This is a genomic window from Thermoanaerobacterium sp. RBIITD (assembly GCF_900205865.1).
Lineage (GTDB): Bacteria > Bacillota > Thermoanaerobacteria > Thermoanaerobacterales > Thermoanaerobacteraceae > Thermoanaerobacterium.
The window spans coordinates 1,672,906-1,694,097 of the sequence record NZ_LT906662.1 but is presented as its reverse complement, the minus strand read 5'-3'; the positions used below and the strand labels follow the sequence as shown (position 1 = coordinate 1,694,097).

The following is a 21,192-nucleotide window of genomic DNA, read 5'->3' as shown; positions in this document are numbered from 1 at the left end:
CTCCTCTATAATACTAATTTTTTTACATTTTCAAACTGAATATTCTGGTATTCATTTAATGATAATATTGATAGACCATTTATATTTACCTTCTGTACCGCTGACAGTGCTGCCTTTGCAGTATCCAGTGAAGTAAACAAGGGGATTCTGTACTCACATGCTGTACGCCTCAACTTAAAACCTTCGTTGTCAGGCTTTTTGCCTTTTGTTGGTATATTTATAACAAGCGAAAAATATCCTTCCTTCAATAGCCTTATGGCATCTTTTATATCAATTGACTTAACATGCAGTCCCATTGAAGTAAAATACCTCGTCGTACCCAGAGTTCCAAATAATTCATACCCGGCATCATCGTACTTTTTGACAATCGTTAATGCTTCATTTACATCTTTCTTTGATATAGATAATAGAACTCTGCCCGTCTTTGGTATATTTAAATTTGCACCAACCATTGCTTTATACAATGCACCTTCATAGCTCAAGTCCATGCCCATTATCTCGCCTGTTGATTTCATCTCAGGTCCCAGCATTACCTCAACATCTGTTAGCTTCTCCATAGAAAATACCGGAGCTTTTACGATCGTGTGGGCTGTCTCAGGCCATAGTGTTTCATTATACCCAAGCTCTTTTAAGCTTTTCCCCATAGAAACTTTTACTGCAATATCTACCATAGGAACCCCTGTTGCCTTACTTATAACAGGTATTGTTCTTGATGCTCGTGGATTAACCTCTATTACATAAACTGTACCGTCTTTTACGACAAATTGTATATTAATAAGACCCTTAACTTTCAATGCCTTTGAAATTCTTTTTGTAAAATCTATAATTGTATCAATTTCACGCTCGGTCAGATTCCTTGCAGGATATACTGAAAAACTATCACCTGAATGAATACCTGCTCTTTCGATATGCTCCATAATTCCAGGTATTAATACATTATTTCCATCAGCTACAGCATCAACTTCAACTTCTCTTCCTTCAATATATTTATCAACTAATACTGGCTTACCTGGCGATACTTTTATTGCATTTGATACATAATCAATTATCTCTTGAAGTGTATTTACTTTTTCCATAGATTGACCTCCAATAACATATGAAGGTCTTACAAGCAATGGAAAGCCTAATCTTAGAGCAGTATCCTTGGCATCTCCAACAGATAGTGCATATCCGCCCTTTGGCTGGTTTATATTAAGCTCCTTTAAGAGCATTGAGAACTTCTCTCTATCCTCACTTATATCTATGCTTTCATAAGATGTACCTAAAATATTAACGCCGTAATCTTTTAATCCTTGTGTTAAATTAATTGCTGTCTGTCCGCCGAACATTACCATGACACCAAGAGGATTTTCTTTTTCAACTATGTTCAGTACATCTTCCAGTGTCAGTGGTTCAAAATACAGCCTATCACCTGTATCAAAGTCAGTACTTACAGTTTCAGGATTGTTATTAATTATAATAGATTTTATTCCCATATTCTTTAAAGCCCAGAGAGCTTTAACTGAACAATAGTCAAATTCTACACCTTGGCCAATCCTTATAGGTCCTGATCCTAAAACTATTACTTTCTTTATATCACGATGTATAGGTACTTCATCATATTCTTCATATGTTGAATAAATATATTGCGTAACTGACTCAAATTCAGCTGCACATGTATCTACCATCTTATATGACGGTAATATACCGTATTCTTTTCTTAAATTCCTTACATCTTTTTCTTCGATTCCTTTTATCTTAGCTATTTCCTTATCTGAAAAACCCATTTTTTTGGCCTTTTTCAGTATTTTTTCATTTAAATCGCTCTTATAAAGTTCTTTTTCCATATTGATTATATTTAAAAGTTTGTTTAAAAACCATATATCAATCTTTGTTAATTCGCTAATATAATTTACTGTAACACCGCGGCGAAGTGCCTCGGCTATATAAAATAGCCTCATATCATTCGGCTTCTTTATCTTTTCTATTATTTCATAATCGCTAGCAGCTTTAATATTTTCATTAATTAATCCGTATGCTTTAATCTCCAGTGACCTGATAGCTTTTAAAAGCGATGCCTCAAAACTTCTATCAATCGCCATCGTTTCACCGGTGGCTTTCATTTGCGTACTAATCTTTCTATCCGTTCCATAGAATTTATCAAATGGCCATCTCGGTATCTTTGTAACAACATAATCTAACGCTGGTTCAAAAAATGCCGTTGTTTTACCTGTTACCGGATTTTTTATTTCATCGAGTGTAAGACCTATCGCAATTTTAGCAGCTATTTTCGCTATAGGATAGCCTGTTGCTTTCGATGCAAGTGCACTTGAGCGGCTTACCCTTGGATTTACCTCAATTACATAATATTGATGGCTATATGGGTCAAGTGCAAATTGAATATTACATCCACCTTCTATACCAAGTGCCTTTATTATTTTTATGCTGGCAGTTCTTAACATTTGATATTCATAATCAGTAAGAGTCTGAGATGGTGCAACAACGATACTATCACCTGTGTGTATACCTACCGGATCGAAATTTTCCATGTTGCATATTGTAATACAATTATCTGCTTTATCTCTCATTACTTCATATTCTATTTCTTTAAATCCATAAAGGGATTTCTCTATCAATACTTCATGTGCCATGCTTTTTTTAAGTCCCATATCAACAATTATTTTAAGCTCTTCATCGTTATTCGCTATGCCGCCGCCGGTACCTCCGAGAGTATAGGCCGGCCTAACAATTAGGGGATAACCACATATTTTTGCAAACTTAAGTGCGTCATCGATATTATTTACCGTCGCGCTTTTCGCAACAGGTTCATTTATCTCTTCCATTTTCTTTTTAAATAATTCTCTGTCTTCAGCGGTTTTTATAGATTCGATTGATGTACCAAGAACCTTAATGCCGTATTTATCAATTATTCCACACTCTTTTAATTTAACAACTACATTAAGCCCTGTCTGCCCACCAATTGTACCAAGTATCCCGTCAGGCAGTTCTTTTTCAATTATCGCTTCAAGTACATCTACTTCCGGATTTTCCATATACACAATATCAGCTATTTCTGTATCTGTCATTATTGTCGCTGGATTGTTATTCACTAAGATAACTTTTAATCCTTCTTCTTTTAATGATTTACAGGCCTGTGTTCCGGAATAGTCAAATTCTGCCGCTTGACCTATTACAATAGGACCAGAGCCTATAACAAGAACTTTGCTTATTCCTTCATATTTCGGCAAGATAAGACCTCCTTTTATAAATGTATGTTATATCCATGAATTTATCAAAAAGATACATAGAATCATGTGGACCTGGACATGCTTCAGGGTGATACTGCACTGAAAAAACGGGTAAGTATTTATGTTTTAGTCCTTCAACAGTATTGTCATTTAAATTAATATGCGTTATGACAATTTCATCACTGTTTATTGAGGCTTTTTCGACTGCATAACCATGGTTCTGTGATGTAATATATGATTTTCCTGTTGTTAACTCTTTAACTGGATGATTTGAACCTCTATGGCCGAATTTCATCTTAACTGTGTTGCACCCCATTGCAAGTGCTATAACCTGATGCCCCAAGCAAATCCCAAGTACAGGCTTTTTCCCGATAAAATATTTTGCAAGTGAAATGGCATCAATTGCATCCTTAGGATCACCAGGACCATTCGAGAAGAATATAGCATCTGGTTCTATAGGCATCACATCATCGTGACTTGCATTGTATGGAAATACATATATGTCAAAGCCTACCCCATTAAGCATTTTTAATATGTTATTTTTTGTTCCAAGGTCTATAAAAGCAAGTTTCGGACCTTCACCTGGTATATGGTACACTTTCCTTGTTGATACTTCTCTAAGTAAGTCCTCCTTATTTTCGGAAATTACATCATCTTTTTTATTTGTAATAATGCCTTTCATCGTACCATATGACCTTAATTTCTTTGTAAGTTCTCTTGTATCTATCCCTGTTAATACAGGTATATTATTTCTATCGAGGTATTCAATAAGTTTTTCTTCATGTAGATAATTGCTTGGCATATCACAGTGTTCTTTTATGACATATCCTCTTATATACGGTTTTTGTGATTGAAAATCATATTTATTTATACCATAATTTCCTATAAGAGGATATGTCATTACCACAATCTGACCTGCATATGAGGGGTCAGTTATTATTTCCTGATACCCTGTCATGCCAGTATTAAACACAACTTCACCAAAACCTTTTATATTGCTGCTAATTATATTACCTTCAAAAATGCTGCCATCTTCAAGTTTCAGATAGCCTATCATTAAATCATTCCTTTCTTATGAGCAGTATCATTTAAAGGATTATTAACCATAAATGAAATATCGAAGATCAATGTAGTTTGGTTAATAATTCAACACCTCATAAACTCATTTCCTGCAACACATCATCGAGAATAATAAGAGCAGTATCTATCTCTTCTTTTGTTACAATTAAAGGTGGTACAAATCTAAGTACATTATGATTTACGCAATTTATAAGAAGTCCCTTATTCATAGCATTCATTACAATGTCACCAGCGTCATCAAGATTTATTTCACATCCTATCATAAGACCTTTGCCTCTTACATCTTTAATAATGCTATATTTTTCTTTTAAGCCTTTGAGACCGTCCTTAAAATACTCACCTTTATATAAAACATCATCGAGAAAACCTTCTTTTGTTATTTCTTTCATAACTGCAAGTCCAGCGGCACATGCTAAGGGATTTCCGCCAAATGTCGATGCATGGTCACCCGGTTTAAATACAGATACCCCTTCTTTCGCAACTATTGCACCTATTGGAACACCCCCACCTAAGGCCTTTGCCACTGTCATAATATCAGGTGTTATATCATAGTGTTCATATGCAAAGAGTTTCCCTGTACGACCGATACCTGTCTGCACTTCATCTATTATGAGCAATATATCATTTTTGTCACATATTTCTCTCGCTGTTTTTAAATACTCTATATTCCCTTCATATATGCCACCTTCACCTTGTATAACCTCAAGCATAATCGCGCATACCTCATCATCAATAGCACTGTATAATGCATCAGCATCGTTATATGGCACATATTTGAACCCTTCAAGAAGCGGTCCAAATCCTTTGTGGTATTTTTCCTGTCCTGTTGCAGTTAAAGCACCGAATGTTCTACCATGAAAAGAATTCTTAGCTGATATAACTTTATACCTTTTATCACCATATTTGAGTGAAGCATATTTTCTTGCAAGCTTTATTGCACCTTCATTCGCTTCTGCACCGCTGTTGGCAAAAAACACTTTATCACCAAAGGAATTCTCTGCGATCATTTTCGCAAGTTCTATTTGATTTTCATTCCAGTAAAGATTTGAGCAATGTATCAATGTCTCAGCCTGCTTTTTTATTGCCTCAACAATAGCAGGGTAACAGTGCCCAAATGCATTCACTGCAATGCCAGCAACGAAATCGAGATATATATTTCCTTTATCATCCCAAGCCTTAGTACCATTTCCTTTAACTAATGTTAAAGGATACCTGCCATAAGTATTCATGACATAATTTTTATCATCAGAGGTTATCATCATCAAAACACTCCTTTCCAATCATTGTACCAATACCTTCATCAGTGAAAATTTCGAGTAATAGCGAATGTGTAAGCCTACCATCTATAATATGGGCTCTTTTAACACCATTTTCAACCGCCTGTACACAGCAGTTGAGTTTCGGTATCATGCCGCCCGTTATTTGCCCAGTACTTAGAAGTTCTTTTGCATTATCTAAATTTATTCTTGATATAACACTATTCTTGTCATTAATATCAGATAGAATGCCTTCTACATCTGTCAGCAATATGAACTTCTCCGCCTTTAATGCCTCTGCAATCTTTCCTGCTGCTGTATCTGCATTTACATTATAGGTTTTCCCCTCTGGCCCAACAGCACATGGAGCAATAACTGGTATATAACCCTTTTCGAGCATCATTTTTATTACATCAATATTTACCTTATCTATTTTTCCAACATATCCTATATCGCCATTTTTTGTTTCTTTCTCAGCCTTTAATAGTTCTCCATCTTTACCACTTATCCCTATTGCACGGCCACCTAGATCATTTATGAGAGATACAATCTCTTTATTTATCTTTCCTGTCAAAACCATCTCAACAACTTCCATCGTCTTTTCGTCGGTTACCCTTAATCCATTTACAAATTTTGATTCTATATCAAGCTTTTCAAGCATCTTGTTTATATCAGGTCCACCGCCATGAACTATAACAGGATTTAATCCAACAAATTTCAATAGTACTATGTCTTCCATAACCATTCTCTTAATTTTACAGTCGACCATGGCGTTGCCGCCGTATTTTATAACAATTGTTGCGCCGGAAAATTTCTTTATATATGGGAGAGCTTCTATTAATATCTCTGCCTTTGCGATTTCATCGCCGTATTTCTGCCTCTTTATCATGACCTGTAGCTCCCGTTTATTTTCACATAATCATAGCTTAAATCGCAACCATATGCTACTGCATTATATTTTCCGGCATTTAAATCGATAATAACGCTTATATCCTTTTCCTTAAGTATCTCTTTTGCAAAATCTTCATCAAACTGTATATATCCACCATTTTCACAGACTTTTATTTCACCTATTTTACTTTTTAAATATATATCAGTTTTTTCTGGTATGAAATCTGCTCCTGAATATCCAACAGCGGCAATAATCCTTCCCCAATTGGCATCCTCACCAAAAATTGCAGTCTTTACGAGACTTGAGTTTACAGTAGCCTTTGCCGCAATTATCGCATCATCTTCTGTTAATGCATGAAGAACATTTACCTCCATGAACTTTGTAGCGCCCTCTCCATCTTTTGCTATCTGCTTTGCTAAATTCTTATTCACATATTCAAGCGCTTTATAGAAAATTTCATAATCATCTGTGCCATCTTCTATAACAGGATTGCCGGCCTCGCCATTTGCTAGTATTATCACCGTATCATTTGTGCTCATGTCTCCATCGACAGATATCATGTTGTAAGATCTCTTTACAGTATCCTTTAAAGCTCTATTTAAAGCATTTTTTGTTATATTGGCATCTGTAGTAATAAAAGACAGCATAGTCGCCATATTTGGCGATATCATTCCAGAACCTTTAGCAATGCCGCCTATCGTAACTTCCACACCTTTTATAGCGAATTTTACGGCTACTTCTTTTGAAAATGTATCTGTAGTAAGAATTGCTTTTGCAGCTTCTTTGCCGCCATCTCTTGATAAGCTTTGAACCGCCAACTCTATTCCCTTAGCAACTTTATCCATTGGAAGTGTTACACCTATAACACCTGTTGAACAGACAAGCACATCATCACTGTCTATATTTAGGTGCTTGGCTGCTGTATCAGCCGTAGCACACGCATCTTCGTAGCCTCTTTTCCCAGTGCAAGCATTGGCATTGCCGCTGTTTATGACTATGGCTTGTGCTTCACCATTTTTTATTTTCTCCATGTCTAATAACACAGGTGCAGCTTTCACTTTGTTTGTCGTAAATGACGCTGCTACATTTGCTTTTTTTTCTGAATATATCAAAGCAAAATCTTTTTTAGCTTTTTTTATGCCGGCAAAAACACCTGAAGCTAAAAATCCCTTAGGTGATGTGACATTGCCTTCTATAACCTCAAAATCTCCCATTATCAAGTCCTCCTCAATTTTAGTAAGCATTTTATCTCTATCTTCTTTCAGAATAACACTTTAAAACATATTTCTAAGGAAAAATTGGTATCATATTAAGTCCCCTTGTCTCTTCAATTCCAAACATTATATTCATATTTTGTACAGCTTGCCCTGATGCACCTTTTACTAAATTGTCTATTGCTGACATGATTATCAGTGTTTTTGAATGTTTATCAATTTCAAATCCTATGTGGCAAAAATTTGAGCCGTATACATTTTTTGTTGATGGATATTCACCGATATCTAATATTTTTACAAAATACTCATCTTTGTAGAATTCATTATATATCTCATATATATCTTCTGCTGAAATTTCTTTTATTAACCTGCAGTACATGGTGCTTAATATTCCTCTAGTCATTGGCGTTAAATGAGGTGTGAAAACAACTTTTGTCTCTTTGCGATTCACATGTGAAAGCTCTTGCTCTATCTCGGGTATGTGTCTGTGCTTAGCAACATTGTAAGGCTTTATATTGTCATTGCATTCTGCATACATATTGCCCTGTTTTGGGCTGTGGCCGGCACCGGACACTCCAGATTTAGAATCGATTATGATAAAATTTTCTATTATTCTGCTTTTTAAAGCAGGTGACAGACCAAGTATTGCAGAAGTAGGATAACATCCGGGATTTCCTACCGCTAAAGCATCCTTAATCTCTTGTCTATGAAGTTCCGGAAGCCCATACGCCCTTTTAATATCGCCATATCCATTTTTATCGCTTCCATACCAATCTCTGTATGTTTCAAAATTATCAAACCTAAAATCTGCGCCGAGGTCAATAAGCTTTACTCCATTTTTGCATAATTTTTCAGCTATATTTACTGCATACCCCGATGGAAGTGCTGTAAATACCACATCACAATTCTCAATAATTTTATCAGTGTCATATTCCTGAAGCTTCTCGCTGCAAAACCCTTTTAATGAAGGATATACATCTTCAATCTTTTTACCATTAAAATTTTGAGATGATAAATATTTTATCTGAACATCTTCATGATTAGATAAGATCCTTATAAGCTCTGCACCAGTATAGCCGGTTGCCCCAAGTATGCCGACTCTCACCATTGAGATCCGCCTCCAATGTTTTATATATATTAATTTCTATTAATATTTATGCATTAAATATTAAAAAAATAATGAGCAATATGCATAATTAGTATTTTATTATATTTATTCACTGTTTTTATTATTATATCATCTTCTAAAATTTTTGCAAGTATTTTTCATAAAAATGTAGTTAAATTTCCGTTCAGTTATAGTAAAATATAAATGAAGTCTAAAACTTTTCAGGAGGTTTAATCATGGGAAAGAAAATAATCGGAATTGTACTTATATTGCTTGGGCTTATATATCTTAATGACAACCTTGGCTTTTTATCGAGATATGGAATAACATTAGATATGTCTAATGTATGGCCTCTTTTTATATTGATACCAGGGATCATGATGGAAGTAAGCTACTTAAAGCAAAGAAAAAATCCCGAAATATTAGTTCCAGGCGGAATACTTACATCAATGGGCATAATTTTTTACTTTGATATCTTTACAAACTGGATTTACTCTGAATACACATGGCCTTTATACATTCTATCTGTTGCAATAGGTCTTTTTCAGCTTTACATCATAAGCAGAGATTTTGTGCTAATGGGCTTAGTCATGGTCATAACGGCTGCTGTAATATTAAGCTATGTATCAATTTTGTACAACCAATTCTCCATCGCATGGCTTAATCCAAACTTGATAATCTCAATAATGATAATCTTATTGGGCCTTGCTTTAGTCATAAGAAGCCGGAGAAAATAGCAGTAAAAAAGACTGAAATAAATTCAGCCTTCTTAATCCGGATCAAGATAAGACAACTTTGTATATATTTTTATAGCTGTAAAAATATATAACGTTCGAGTTTGTAGCATCAAAAATCAGATTTGGAAGAGTACTATATTTACTCTTAATATTAGTTACTTTGTTAAAAGAATCATTTTTAATGTAATATAAAGTAGTATCATACATAGAATTGCTTTCATTTTGCCGTATTACTATAACATAAACTTTTCCTGTACTGCTTTGATAAGCAATTCCAACGTTGTAAATTAACTCTCCCATGTTTGGGATGCTAATCTTTTTTATTTTTCCATTATTTAATTCATATATACATCCTTCATTAATGGATTCCATAGTTGTGAAGTACACATTATCATTTTTGGAAAGAGCAAAAATAGCTGTCAAAGACTCTGAGGTAGTTATTTGTTTCCACGAAACACCTCCATCAATGCTCTCCCAAAGACCATTTGAAGCAGAAACTAAAAAATGCTTAGAATTATTAGGATCAATCACAAGATGAGTAGACATAATAATCTCTTTTGTAGAATTTGCTTTGCTCCAATGAATCCCTGAATCATGGCTTTCTATTATTTCAATGCCATGTTCTTTATCATTTTTAACTAAAAATATTTCGTTTCTATTGGAAGGACTAAATGTCATATCAGCTAGCATCATACTATCATCTGAATTATAATAAACTTGCCCCCAACTTTTTCCGCCATCGTTGCTTTTGAAAACAATTTGCTCTGTGCCTTCTTTCCCTTCAGTAGACATAAAAAATATTTCTTTTGAATTATACGGTGAAACATAAAATTGTCCAAAATGACCTTCAAATAAAGCTATTTTATTGTATTTCTTAAAATCTTTACTAGAATACAAAGTCATATTTGTTAAATCCCTTGGTGTATCTTGTCCTTGCTGTGCTACAACCTCTTTCCCTTGAAAAAAAATCGGACAGAAATATCCGAAATTCGGAACAGAATATTTGATTACTTTGACTTGATTTTTATCAAAAATATGATACCGGCATCCATATAAAAAAAGTAAAAGTAAAAATAAAACCAATATCGTTAATTTTTTTATTCGCATTGACAATACCTCCTAAACTTTAAAATTGAGTAGGAAAATATAAATTATTCCTACTCAATTAAATAATCTCTAATAGTAAAAGAAATGTATTGGCTGAGTTGACGATCTGTCCCAATAATAATGGCACATGTAAGTATAGCCTTTACCTTGTTTTGCCCAATATAACGTTCCATATTGCCACATCGTACCACTATATTGCCCGCCTGGTCCTTCAGTTCCTGCTACGTAATGCACTTCAAATAGAACATAAGCCGATCCACTGAGTATATCGACACCAATCCCTCCAACATCATTAACTGCACTATTAAAATTAGTTGTCGCTGAATTGTATTTATATACTTGGTCATTTATATTATCTTGTACGTCAGCATAGTAAGGGCTAAAATTCCATTTTGGATGATACACATGGTACCAACCATACATTTTTACAGCTATAGCTCCTGCTTGAACTGCTGTTTTAGCCGTATTGTACCAGTCGCCCCATTCATTTGGCAGTACATTATACACATAATCTCCAAAATCAACAAGGTGAGTTCCGGAACCATAATGATTTATATTTACTGAGTTTGTCATGTAAACCCTGATATTAGAAGGCCTCGTATGTTCATCAACTGCTGTGCTATCTATGCCTATTTCAGGTTCAATAGCTCTAGGATTTAATTTCTCATCTTTTAGCTGTTTTTCACTTGCAGCAATATTATCAATAACCGCACCTTTCATATTCATTATTTGTCCTTTTTTATCAAGAGTACTTTCGATTTTAGCAGCAATATTTTCGTCATCTGAATTAAATCCATTGCCAGTATCTTTTAAGTATTCTATAGATGGGACTGATAGCCTTACTATTTTCCAGCTTCCATCTTCTTTTGTGACAACAATAACACGATGGTTTGTACCATTATATAGCCATTTATCTTCTCTATCCACTTTAAAGTTAATTTCGGCATAAAAAACACGTGTATCATCCAAATTTAAGTTTTCTCCAGATGAAATACCTGCAGCTACTACACCTACTTCCTTTGGAAGCTCTTTAATTTGAATCAACTTAGCCTCTTTCTCTTTAAAGAATGATTCTGACTTATTAGTTGAAAGAAATTGTGTCATGGCTGTGCGATTAGAATCGGTAAAATAGTTCATATACTCATAAGGATCCTGATCGTTAATTGCTTGAATCATCCCTTTAATTACTGCAATAGGGTCATCAAAATTTGTTATATTGCTCAGACTAACCGATTCTTTTGCGCTTGCTTTCGGTATTGAAGTAAATCCTGTAATCACTATACCTATTAAAAATGTTGTTATAAGCAGTACTGCTGTTAATCTTATTAGATGTTTCATAAAAGATCTCCCTCCTTAATATTTTTGGGGAATATTTCATAATCTTTTTTCACCTCCATCTTCTGTATTGCCCCTTCTACTTATATAAAAGCTAAATTATTCTAAAAATATTCCACATCATAAAAATTATTTTTATCATTTTGCATATTATGCTCTTAACCTCCCATACCTCACCTCTATTATAAAATTAAAAATTATAAATTTTATTAATTATTCCTTAATTTTCTATTACAATCTTGTAACATAAAAAAAGCATGGCAAATGCCATGACAAATTCAACAATTAGACTATCTTTCATTTTTAACATAATAAATGCTGGATTTTTTATAATTCACATATACAGTTAAGGATTTCCCTTCTTTATCAACACCTTTTATTATCCAATAAACGGGGCAAGGAGATTTTCCCATAAGTTTTGGATCATCAAAAAATTTGTCCAGATCAACTTCTAAATTTTTAAGCTCTTTTGATTCTACTTTAGTAATTTTTGCTTTTTCTTTAGCCACTTTCAAAGCTTCATTATCAGATATTCCACCAACCACATCTCCTTGTTTTTCTAGATTTGAACATCCTGCGAGAGCCAAAATAAGTAGCATTGTCATTATCCATTTTTTTGATATCATAAATATCACCTTTTTATGGAATAAATATATGTGTGTATATGAAAGTATTCCCAATATCATATACAATCCAATCCCCATCCAACCCTGGCTGTCCGAATTCTCCGTCTTCAACATTTAATCTATTAATCAATCCATGCCGTTCACATTTGGAAAATAGACATCATTTTCGCCAATTAAAGTTTTCGCTTTAGGCATATTATATTTTGATGCAACATTTCCTGCCGCATCAATTATTTCAATATCATTTATCGTTCTGTGCATAATCCCTATAAGTTTATCATCCTTCACAGCAAATATATACAATTCTGTCCCTTCATTTTTATGCACTGGTATACTTAAAAACAAAATATCATTATAGCTTCCTAAAATATCTATATATTCAGGAAATTCACTATTTAATGTTTCAGGTGCGTATTTCTTCCGAAGATCATATATGTTATTTATAATCTTATAACCTACTTTTTCGGTATACACTTCTATAGGATTAGTCTGCGTTCTTATGATAAAATTATCTCCGATAGTAGCTGTATGATTAGCCAATGGCGGAAAGCTAGGTGATAACTCTATACCTTTAATAGGTCCAACTTCTTGCCATTTGATACTTTCTGATGCGTTATCATACTTTACAATGAATAATTTTCCGCCACCTAATGTGAAGCAAGGATAGAGCATTGCTGCACCATAACTTGTCTTAACTACCGATGTTACTGTTCCGCATTTTGTTGCTTCATACCCTTTACCATCTTCACCTTTAAAAGTATGAAGAGGAATTGTTATTTCTTTCTCCTCAGTCTTACCGCCATCTATTAATGTTAACTTATATCTATTTTCTTCATCGCTTTTTACCAACTTTACGTCTTGCCCCCATATCGTCTTTGGTTGAAAATAAAAATCCGCTTTTTTAACAAAGTTTTTGAATTTATCTGATACTTCTAAATAAGAAGGCAAAACTGCATGATTCTGTTCATCCCAAGCCATAGGGAATATCGTATATAATTCTTTATTTGTTATTATATTTTGTGGAATCTTATATAAATTTTCATTTGTTTCTTTTATTTTATTAGTTTTTATATTCCAGTAATATATATCTGCCTTAAAGTTTCCATCATCATTATTTAAGACAACAAATGGCACTTCAGTATTATTTTTCACTGTGTCAGAACAGCCAGAGAATACAACAGACATAAGTAATAAAAATACAACAGCTAATAAAGTTTTAAACGATTTAATCACATTATCTACCTCCCCTATATAGCTTTTCTTAAAAAAAATTTATGGTGATGAAGCAATATAACTTATACACCAACCACCATATAAAGGTGACTTAGAAACTGCAATAAATCTGGTGAAGTACCCCTCTTCAGGAAATTTGTTAATATCATTCGATTTTTGCATATAATAAACACAGTAAAGCTTAGAAGGTTTTTCTATATTTTCGCTGTCATTCTTTTTTATCGTATCTGGATATATTTCTATTGATTTGATATCAATACTTTTTATATTTTTCAAATACTCTATATGTTCATTATACACATAACTAATATCTTCAGATGATTTATTTGCTGCATTATTTAAAAAATTGGAAGCACAAACAACGGCGAGATTATAATTTTTATCATTTATGCTATTATAATAGATGTTTATTATTTCTTCCGGAGACGCCTTTGAAATTCTAATTATATCTTCCTTCGTCAGCATATTGAAATACTTCTGTGCTATTGAATTATTTCCCTTTTCTTTAATGGCAATGTTGTTATTTGGAACCGAACATCCGACCACAATAAAGGCAAAAAATATCAAAAAACACAAAACAATTTTTTTAAATAATACCACTACCGATCACCTCCATTGAAAATTGTTTAAAAAACACTGCATACTCTTTACTATGTTATTTAGAGTATGCAGAAATCAGATATAAATTTACAATTTGAATTCAATTTTAAATATAAGAGTACATAAAAATTGCCTTATATTTATAAGGGTTAAAATCAATGCAACACATTAACATATTAAATATAATTATTAATGTGTATGCAACTATATTTGCAAGAACTTCCACCATAATTCCATTTTATATTGTGATAATCGGTAGTATGACAGCTAACAAGGGGAGCGCCAGAACTATCAAAGCCTGTTACTATAGCAACGTGATCCCATATACCATCTCCAGCCCAATCATAATATATAATGTCTCCTCTTGATAAACTTGATGAAGTTGTTTCACTACCCCACCCTGATAGTATAAAAGGTCTTTGAGAAGGACAATATGTCCATGTAGTAGATGCAACATCATCTGTAGTTAAAGAAGTATTTTTATTATCATACCACCAGTTTGTACTACTATTAATCCCAAATCCAATATAATAGGCCCCACCAGCATATAAGCACTGAGAAACAAAATTTGCACAGTCACCACCAACTGAATCATAGCTTTTATAACTAGGATTATATTTCAAACAATAATTTTCTGCATAGTTAGCAGCTGCATTTCTATTATAAGGAGTTGATCCTGGTGGTGAATATGGAACTACATTATCATGCGTTATTTCAGGTACACTCAGTGATTTTAATTGTGAAACATCAAAATCCGGAGAAGTAACATTTGTTAAATATCCTTCAGTATATTCATCTTTTTGTATTTTCCATTCATTATCTTTCTTAATTAATGTAACTTTATGATCAATACCCATATCAGATTTGTTAGTCTTAGAATTAATTGGATCATCATTTGAATTTATCCAGTCAAAACTTATAATCTCTTTTAAATCAACTTGACATTCATCATTGTTTTTTAACTTAATATTACTAATTTCTACATTGGATTTAATGTTTAATATTTTTATATTCAGTCTATCTGCCATCTCAATATAATTTTTATATCTATTCTTTTCGAAATTATAAATTTTTGTATATTTTGCATAAAACAACTCCAATTTATCTATATAAGACGGATCAACTATTGATTTTGTCCTATATTGATATGCTTCTGTAATTATATTAGTGATTTCTTTACTGTTCATATTTTCGTTATTTGTGTATGCATTTACATTAATAACTGCCCCACATATAAAGAGTATCATTAAAATAAAAATTGAGAAAATCTTTTTCATAATCTTATTTCCCTCTCTCATATTTTAGGGGAATATTTCATAATCTCTTTCCTCACCTCCATTTTCCGTATTTCCCCTTCTACTTATATAAAAGCTAATTTTTTCTAAAAATATTCCACATCATAAAAATTATTTTTATCATTTACGAATGTTATGCTTCATTTTATACTTTATACATACCTGCCTCACCTAATATTATAAAATTAAAAATCATGATTAAGGTGTCAAAAGTATTTTTCCTTCATGATAAACTAAAAATATGGTAAAATAGAAATACAAACAAAAGGAAATAGAAGGAGCGATACATAGCCATGGCATTCAAACCAAACGAATATCAACAAATCACAATTGATGATAGATTCTTAAACTTGGATGAAAGAACAAAAACGTTTGTTTTAAATTCATGGGCAAAAGGCTTTGCTGAAATCATATTTCCAGCAATCAATGAGAAACGCTTTTCCGTATTGTACAGTGACAATCCCGCTTCTCGTCCAAACAGTCCTGTAAACGCAATAATTGGAGCCCTAATACTAAAAGAAATGTTTAATCTCACAGATGACGAACTATTAGCAAGCATCCTATGTGATGTCCGTTTCCAATACGCCCTTCACACTACAAGCTTCAAAAGTCAACCTTTCAGTGATAGGACTTTTAGCCGTTTTCGTGAAAGGCTATATCTTTACAATCTAGAAACAGGAAGAGACCTTCTTCATGAAGAAATGGAAGCCATGGCAAACGTATTTGTAAAATACTTTAATATAAATCCATCAGTAAAAAGAATGGACAGCATTATGGTATCATCCAGTTGCAAAAAAATGTCCAGATTAGAAATACTATACACATGCGTAGCAAATATGGTCAAGGCAGTATACAAAACAGGAGAATATCAACACCTCAAAAACATGGAACACTACCTAGATGAAGACGACAGAAACAAAACAATCTATCATAGAAAAAACGAAGAAATAACAAAAAGACTTCAAGAAATAATTGAAGATGCCTATACACTAATAAAAGAATTAGGAGAAGCATACGCTGAATTACCAGAATATCAGCTATTACAGCGTGTACTAAAAGAACAAACAGAAATAACAGAAGAAGGCAAGATAGTACCAGTAGAAAAAGAAAAAATAAGCCCTGATAGTCTTCAAAACCCAAGCGACCCAGATGCAACATATCGCAAAAAAGCAGGAAAAGACCATAAAGGCTATGTAGCTAACATAGTAGAAACAATAGACGAAAAAGGCTCCATAATAACCAGCTATGACTATGATGTAAACACACACAGCGATAGCAGCTTTTGCAAAGAAACAATAGAAAAGCTAGGGAAACAAGAAAAAGAAATAACAATAATAGCAGATGGAGCTTACAGCAGCATTGAAAACATAGAACTTGCAGATAAAAACAATATCGAACTAATAACAACAGCTCTTATAGGGAAATTGCCAGATGAAATACAAAGCGAATTTGAATTAGATGAAACGACCCATGAAATAATCAAATGCCCAAGAGGAGAAAAACCATACAAAACAAGATACTATGAAAAAACAGGATTATATAGAGCATCCTTCAATAAAAAAACATGTGAACATTGTCCACTAAGAGAAAAATGTGGAGCGAAGCTACAAAAGAAATCGGCATATGTACTGATAACAGCAAAAACAATACAAAGAGCAAGCTATTTGAAAAAGATGTCAACAGAAGAATACAGTGTACTTCAAAAGATAAGAAATGGAGTGGAGGGTATTCCATCAATACTAAGGCGCAAATATTATGTAGATGTGATACCTGTAAGGGGATTAGTGCGCTCAAAAATCTGGTTTTCATTCAAAATAGGAGCCATAAATGCAAAAAAAATACTGAAAATGGCAGCGGAGATGGCTGCAACTTTGTATAAAAATATCAAAATCAAATTTATTCTTACAAAATCAGGTAAAAATCAAGCAAAGTTATCATTAGCAGCTTAAAAAAATGCTTCTTATGACACTTGAATCAAATCATAAATTTTATTAATTATTCCTTAATTTTTTATTACAATCTTGTAACATAATTGGCAGAAAAATTTTATTGGTCCCTTAACTTATCAGATAAACACTTACATCCTGATTGCCTATGCAAAATAAAAAATAAAAGACACCAACTATTTTTGATGGGTGTCTAACATAGAATTTTAATATTCCACCTTAGATTCGCTTATTTACTTATAACTGTATTTTCGTTTCAATCTAATAAAGTGAAAAATTGTTATAAAGGCAATAAAAATTGTCAATACAATTAAATAGTATACTTGATTGCCAAGATATTTCCCATTAACCGACGGGCGGCCTGTTGTCATTCCCGTATCTTTCAAACCAGCTTTAAGAGTATGACCAACAGCGGAAATTATCTCGTCTTTTGTATATATTTTTTTGTCTTTAAGACCATAAAGCTCACTTTTACCTTCGCCGTGAATAACAGGGATAAAATATTCTCCACTATTTGCTTCAATATAAAGAAAATCGGAATGCAACGAAGGTATTCTGAAATGAATAAATGTTTTTGCTTCTTTTAAATTATTGTTATCAAGATATGAAGTTATATCATCAGGATTGCTTACAAAATCAATAGAATTAGGCGAAAGATAGCCGCCAATTTCACCAACATTCCATCTATTGTCCAAAAAAGATACGGTAATTGACGCTACACTTTTATTATTAAATTTTACAGGCACTTCCCACTCATAAGGTGCATTTAACAGAACATTAGAAATATTTTTCCCTTCTATTAGATCTTGAATAACTTCTTTATTAGCAATATACACTTTATATGCTTTCCCGTATATTAAATCGTCAGGATTACTTACATCCATTAACTCTTTACGTCCCAGCTCATGTTTGTTATCGAATAAAAATTTTTTAGGATTTGACTGGCTATCGCTAATTGCACGTTCTACCTGATCTTTTTCTTTAGCTAGATCTAATTGTTGTTGAACCAGAGTATTTATTGGAGTAGCTGCAAAAGCCGGAAAAGTTGATATTAATATCAATATAGCAATCACAACAAAAGTAAGAACCTTTTTCAAAATAATTCACCTCCTCATTCATACTATTCCCAAAATAGAGAATCTGTCCAGTACCAGCTACTGTTACTTACATAATATGAGTAAGTTGCGCCATGCCCGTATCCATCCCAAGGATCGTTATAAATAACATAATTCGTGCTGGTATCATAACCTTTAATAACCATAGCGTGTCCTACTCCGGAAGTCCACTGTATTCTCGTATAGTATATGGAATTTCTTTGCTGCTATTTTGTGAATAACCTGTAGAAGTTATGACAATACTTCCTTTGCTGATGTCTAAAATAACAAAACTTTCATTTGCTGATGCTATATTTGATAGATGTGACAATAGCATTACAATTATAAAAAGCGCAAACATAATTTTATAAGGTATATATTTACATGTACTAGTAATTTTTATCATAAATCTCACTCCAATATGATTAAAAAGCATTCAGTAATTTCATTCAATCTAAAGTAATCCACTCTGATTTGCACTTTTCTCCTTTGACGTACCACCACAGTATATTGCCTGAAATATTACCACCGCTTGTAATACCTGAATCTTTTAACTTCAATATCTCTCCTCTTTCTATAGAGTAAATGTATAAACCATCACCGTTTGTATTCCATGAAATAAACTTATCATTAAGTGAGCTATTCCAAACGCCTGTCATACCCCAATTTACAATAGTTTTTTCTTCTTTTGTCTTTATATTGTATAATTTTAGAATAGAATCGCCTGAATTCCATACTACATATGGATATTTAATTGATGCACCGCTAACTCTTAATCCTTCATCTAATATTCTTTTCTCGTTATTCTTAAGATTTACAAGGACCAATTTCCCATTTCTCGCCAGTGCTTTCATATCGATTTTTCCAATATCATATACAAGCCAATCCCCATCCAACCCTGGCTGCCCAAATTCTCCGTCTTCAACATTTAATTTATCAACGATTTTATAAGTATTGTTTTCAATATCGTATAATTTGACAATTGCATTAACAGATTTCTCATCTTTTTCAAAAGCTGTCCAAACAATTTTGTCGTTAGATGCAGATATCAACGCTCCTAACAAAGTAGGCGTTTTTACTTTTGCATTTACAACATTTCCCTTATCAATTTCTATGCGACGATTGTCATCTATATTTTTGGCATACAAAGCCCAATCGCTTTTTGTCATATCGTTGCTGGATTCAACATACACGATCCAATTCCCCATGACTTTTGCATCATAAATATTTTTAGAAATTTCAGCATTAATTTTAAGCACTATTGAGCCATCGATTGAAGTGACAAAAATACTGTTGTCTACTTCAGGATTAACCTGCAAAAACACTTTTCTGCCATCATCAAGCACAGCTATTGGATGTGCATTTTCAATCGATGAGGTTTTTTTAGCTTCTAACTCATCAAGTATATTACCATTTGTTTTATCAATAATTATATTCTCATTGCTTAAGTCTGTACTTGTACTATTAATACTACAGCCACCAATTATTAAGATTACGATGATTAATAAACATAGTTTCACTTTATTCATAATAGCCTCCCAGACAAAGTGACTTTTATCTATATAGATTATGGTATTCCTTAAGTAAAACACTTAAGGAATACCATGAAATCACCAAACTATTCCTCTTTCTGATACTAATTTTACCCATTTGGGCAGTTCCAAAGAATGCTGGCCAAAAGTACCCACACGTCCATCATACGGATCAAAGTATATTCCATATTTACTATTGTCTGAATTTAAATTATAGCCACTATATCCAATTCCTGTTACATAATGCCACCATGTTGATCCAGAATAACCTTCAAGATAACCATTTTCAGACGACATATGTGTATCTAATATAAATGGGTGTCCATCAATTGTGTCCCCAACGAAAGCATTCCAAATTGTTGTCTGACTAGGGCTCCAAGTAACTACATAATAAGTTGAATTTGTATAATTATTAAGCGTCGTTTTCCATGCATCTCCAAAAGGAGTTTGACCATTATATCCCAAATCTTTCTTCAGTGTATCTATAGATATATTTTTACCCCAGCTTAAGAGCAGATTATGAGCAGAAGTAGGTCCACATGTACTATTATCAGGTTGTGCAATATATCCGGAAGTACTTAATATTTTGCTTGGTGGTATTTGTGGATCACTCATAGGATTTACTTGTCCATTAGAAACTTTTTTGTTTAACACTTCTAACCGCTTTGCCGTTTCAACTATTTTTTGATCAGAAAGTTTTTTTGACTCAGCTGATACTTCACCTATTGATTGTTCATTAGTAGAAAGATCTGCATAAGCGATTGTCACAGATAAAGCTAAAGATAAGCATAAAATGAGCGATACTAACCTTTTCATTTAAATCCAATCCTCCCTCATATTTAAGGGGAATATTTCATAATCTTTTTTCACCTCCATTTTCCGTATTTCTCCTTCTACTTATATAAAAGCT

The 21,192-nt window shown here is 33.0% G+C and carries 19 protein-coding genes; 2 read left to right on the top strand and 17 right to left on the bottom strand.

Going from position 1 to position 21,192, the window contains the following annotated elements; genetic code table 11:
• Positions 1 to 5: 5 nt before the first annotated feature.
• The 6 genes from carB to argC all read right to left on the bottom strand — a co-directional run bounded on the left by carB (position 6) and on the right by argC (position 8,777).
• Positions 6 to 3,227, bottom strand: coding sequence for a carbamoyl-phosphate synthase (glutamine-hydrolyzing) large subunit (gene carB / locus CPG45_RS07910; RefSeq protein WP_096231395.1), 3,222 nt, complete (start codon positions 3,225 to 3,227; stop codon positions 6 to 8).
• The gene (gene carA / locus CPG45_RS07905; protein WP_096231394.1) at positions 3,214 to 4,284 is read right to left on the bottom strand and encodes a glutamine-hydrolyzing carbamoyl-phosphate synthase small subunit; all 1,071 of its coding nucleotides are present in this window, start codon (positions 4,282 to 4,284) and stop codon (positions 3,214 to 3,216) included. Before carA ends, carB begins: the two co-directional genes overlap by 14 nt.
• Positions 4,285 to 4,381: 97 nt before the next feature.
• Positions 4,382 to 5,566: an acetylornithine transaminase gene (locus CPG45_RS07900; protein ID WP_096233535.1), complete on the bottom strand. Its 1,185-nt coding sequence runs from the start codon at positions 5,564 to 5,566 to the stop codon at positions 4,382 to 4,384.
• The gene (gene argB, locus CPG45_RS07895) at positions 5,553 to 6,452 is read right to left on the bottom strand and encodes an acetylglutamate kinase (RefSeq protein WP_096231393.1); all 900 of its coding nucleotides are present in this window, start codon (positions 6,450 to 6,452) and stop codon (positions 5,553 to 5,555) included. The genes CPG45_RS07900 and argB overlap by 14 nt, the downstream gene beginning before the upstream one ends.
• Complete coding sequence (argJ, locus tag CPG45_RS07890) at positions 6,449 to 7,669, bottom strand: bifunctional glutamate N-acetyltransferase/amino-acid acetyltransferase ArgJ (RefSeq protein ID WP_096231392.1); 1,221 nt, start codon at positions 7,667 to 7,669, stop codon at positions 6,449 to 6,451. Before argJ ends, argB begins: the two co-directional genes overlap by 4 nt.
• 73 nt (positions 7,670 to 7,742) lie before the next feature.
• Entirely contained in the window at positions 7,743 to 8,777 is a 1,035-nt protein-coding gene (gene argC, locus CPG45_RS07885) for an N-acetyl-gamma-glutamyl-phosphate reductase (RefSeq protein ID WP_096231391.1), read from the bottom strand.
• Positions 8,778 to 9,013: 236 nt separating this feature from the next.
• On the opposite strand from argC, the gene CPG45_RS07880 reads away from it, so the two are divergent.
• On the top strand, positions 9,014 to 9,514 hold the full coding sequence (locus CPG45_RS07880; RefSeq protein ID WP_096231390.1) for a LiaF transmembrane domain-containing protein: 501 nt from the start codon (positions 9,014 to 9,016) through the stop codon (positions 9,512 to 9,514).
• Positions 9,515 to 9,556: 42 nt separating this feature from the next.
• On the opposite strand, the gene CPG45_RS07875 is transcribed toward CPG45_RS07880, so the two are convergent.
• The 6 genes from CPG45_RS07875 to CPG45_RS07850 form a co-directional block, all read right to left on the bottom strand.
• Entirely contained in the window at positions 9,557 to 10,621 is a 1,065-nt protein-coding gene (locus tag CPG45_RS07875; protein WP_096231389.1) for a WD40/YVTN/BNR-like repeat-containing protein, read from the bottom strand.
• 69 nt (positions 10,622 to 10,690) lie between these two features.
• Positions 10,691 to 11,959: a SpoIID/LytB domain-containing protein gene (locus CPG45_RS16835; RefSeq protein ID WP_157732350.1), complete on the bottom strand. Its 1,269-nt coding sequence runs from the start codon at positions 11,957 to 11,959 to the stop codon at positions 10,691 to 10,693.
• Between the two features lie 287 nt (positions 11,960 to 12,246).
• A complete protein-coding gene (locus CPG45_RS07865; protein ID WP_096233533.1) occupies positions 12,247 to 12,582 on the bottom strand; it encodes a hypothetical protein in 336 nt (111 codons plus the stop codon).
• A 126-nt stretch (positions 12,583 to 12,708) separates the two neighbouring features.
• A complete protein-coding gene (locus tag CPG45_RS07860) occupies positions 12,709 to 13,815 on the bottom strand; it encodes a hypothetical protein (RefSeq protein ID WP_096231388.1) in 1,107 nt (368 codons plus the stop codon).
• Positions 13,816 to 13,854: 39 nt separating this feature from the next.
• On the bottom strand, positions 13,855 to 14,415 hold the full coding sequence (locus tag CPG45_RS07855) for a hypothetical protein (protein WP_096231387.1): 561 nt from the start codon (positions 14,413 to 14,415) through the stop codon (positions 13,855 to 13,857).
• 176 nt (positions 14,416 to 14,591) lie between these two features.
• Positions 14,592 to 15,692, bottom strand: a complete 1,101-nt coding sequence (locus CPG45_RS07850; RefSeq protein WP_172856514.1) for an amidase domain-containing protein — start codon at positions 15,690 to 15,692, stop codon at positions 14,592 to 14,594.
• A gap of 311 nt (positions 15,693 to 16,003) precedes the next feature.
• Between CPG45_RS07850 and CPG45_RS07845 the strand changes: the two genes are divergently transcribed.
• Positions 16,004 to 17,659 carry a transposase gene (locus CPG45_RS07845; RefSeq protein ID WP_096231385.1) on the top strand — a complete coding sequence of 552 codons (1,656 nt, stop codon included), beginning with the start codon at positions 16,004 to 16,006 and terminating at the stop codon, positions 17,657 to 17,659.
• Between the two features lie 230 nt (positions 17,660 to 17,889).
• Here the strand turns inward: CPG45_RS07845 and CPG45_RS07840 are convergent, their stop codons facing one another.
• The 5 genes from CPG45_RS07840 to CPG45_RS07820 all read right to left on the bottom strand — a co-directional run bounded on the left by CPG45_RS07840 (position 17,890) and on the right by CPG45_RS07820 (position 21,098).
• On the bottom strand, positions 17,890 to 18,753 hold the full coding sequence (locus tag CPG45_RS07840) for a hypothetical protein (RefSeq protein ID WP_096231384.1): 864 nt from the start codon (positions 18,751 to 18,753) through the stop codon (positions 17,890 to 17,892).
• Positions 18,754 to 18,776: 23 nt separating this feature from the next.
• The gene (locus CPG45_RS18190) at positions 18,777 to 18,917 is read right to left on the bottom strand and encodes a hypothetical protein (protein WP_096231383.1); all 141 of its coding nucleotides are present in this window, start codon (positions 18,915 to 18,917) and stop codon (positions 18,777 to 18,779) included.
• A gap of 8 nt (positions 18,918 to 18,925) precedes the next feature.
• Entirely contained in the window at positions 18,926 to 19,156 is a 231-nt protein-coding gene (locus CPG45_RS07830; RefSeq protein WP_096231382.1) for a hypothetical protein, read from the bottom strand.
• Positions 19,157 to 19,199: 43 nt separating this feature from the next.
• Positions 19,200 to 20,279, bottom strand: a complete 1,080-nt coding sequence (locus CPG45_RS07825) for a hypothetical protein (RefSeq protein ID WP_096231381.1) — start codon at positions 20,277 to 20,279, stop codon at positions 19,200 to 19,202.
• Positions 20,280 to 20,360: 81 nt separating this feature from the next.
• Positions 20,361 to 21,098, bottom strand: coding sequence for a C39 family peptidase (locus tag CPG45_RS07820; RefSeq protein WP_231969053.1), 738 nt, complete (start codon positions 21,096 to 21,098; stop codon positions 20,361 to 20,363).
• Positions 21,099 to 21,192 lie beyond the last annotated feature (94 nt).

What these genes read in the sequence shown, in the direction of transcription:
- CPG45_RS07880 (WP_096231390.1), top strand. Translation starts at nt 9,014, where the DNA reads ATGGGAAAGAAAATAATCGGAATTGTACTTATATTGCTTGGGCTTATA.
- CPG45_RS07820 (WP_231969053.1), bottom strand. Translation starts at nt 21,098, where the DNA reads ATGAAAAGGTTAGTATCGCTCATTTTATGCTTATCTTTAGCTTTATCT.
- carA (WP_096231394.1), bottom strand. Translation starts at nt 4,284, where the DNA reads ATGATAGGCTATCTGAAACTTGAAGATGGCAGCATTTTTGAAGGTAAT.
- CPG45_RS07830 (WP_096231382.1), bottom strand. Translation starts at nt 19,156, where the DNA reads ATGATAAAAATTACTAGTACATGTAAATATATACCTTATAAAATTATG.
- CPG45_RS18190 (WP_096231383.1), bottom strand. Translation starts at nt 18,917, where the DNA reads ATGGTTATTAAAGGTTATGATACCAGCACGAATTATGTTATTTATAAC.
- CPG45_RS07865 (WP_096233533.1), bottom strand. Translation starts at nt 12,582, where the DNA reads ATGATATCAAAAAAATGGATAATGACAATGCTACTTATTTTGGCTCTC.
- CPG45_RS16835 (WP_157732350.1), bottom strand. Translation starts at nt 11,959, where the DNA reads ATGAAACATCTAATAAGATTAACAGCAGTACTGCTTATAACAACATTT.
- CPG45_RS07875 (WP_096231389.1), bottom strand. Translation starts at nt 10,621, where the DNA reads ATGCGAATAAAAAAATTAACGATATTGGTTTTATTTTTACTTTTACTT.
- CPG45_RS07900 (WP_096233535.1), bottom strand. Translation starts at nt 5,566, where the DNA reads ATGATAACCTCTGATGATAAAAATTATGTCATGAATACTTATGGCAGG.
- argC (WP_096231391.1), bottom strand. Translation starts at nt 8,777, where the DNA reads ATGGTGAGAGTCGGCATACTTGGGGCAACCGGCTATACTGGTGCAGAG.
- argJ (WP_096231392.1), bottom strand. Translation starts at nt 7,669, where the DNA reads ATGGGAGATTTTGAGGTTATAGAAGGCAATGTCACATCACCTAAGGGA.
- CPG45_RS07825 (WP_096231381.1), bottom strand. Translation starts at nt 20,279, where the DNA reads ATGAATAAAGTGAAACTATGTTTATTAATCATCGTAATCTTAATAATT.
- argB (WP_096231393.1), bottom strand. Translation starts at nt 6,452, where the DNA reads ATGATAAAGAGGCAGAAATACGGCGATGAAATCGCAAAGGCAGAGATA.
- CPG45_RS07850 (WP_172856514.1), bottom strand. Translation starts at nt 15,692, where the DNA reads ATGAAAAAGATTTTCTCAATTTTTATTTTAATGATACTCTTTATATGT.
- CPG45_RS07845 (WP_096231385.1), top strand. Translation starts at nt 16,004, where the DNA reads ATGGCATTCAAACCAAACGAATATCAACAAATCACAATTGATGATAGA.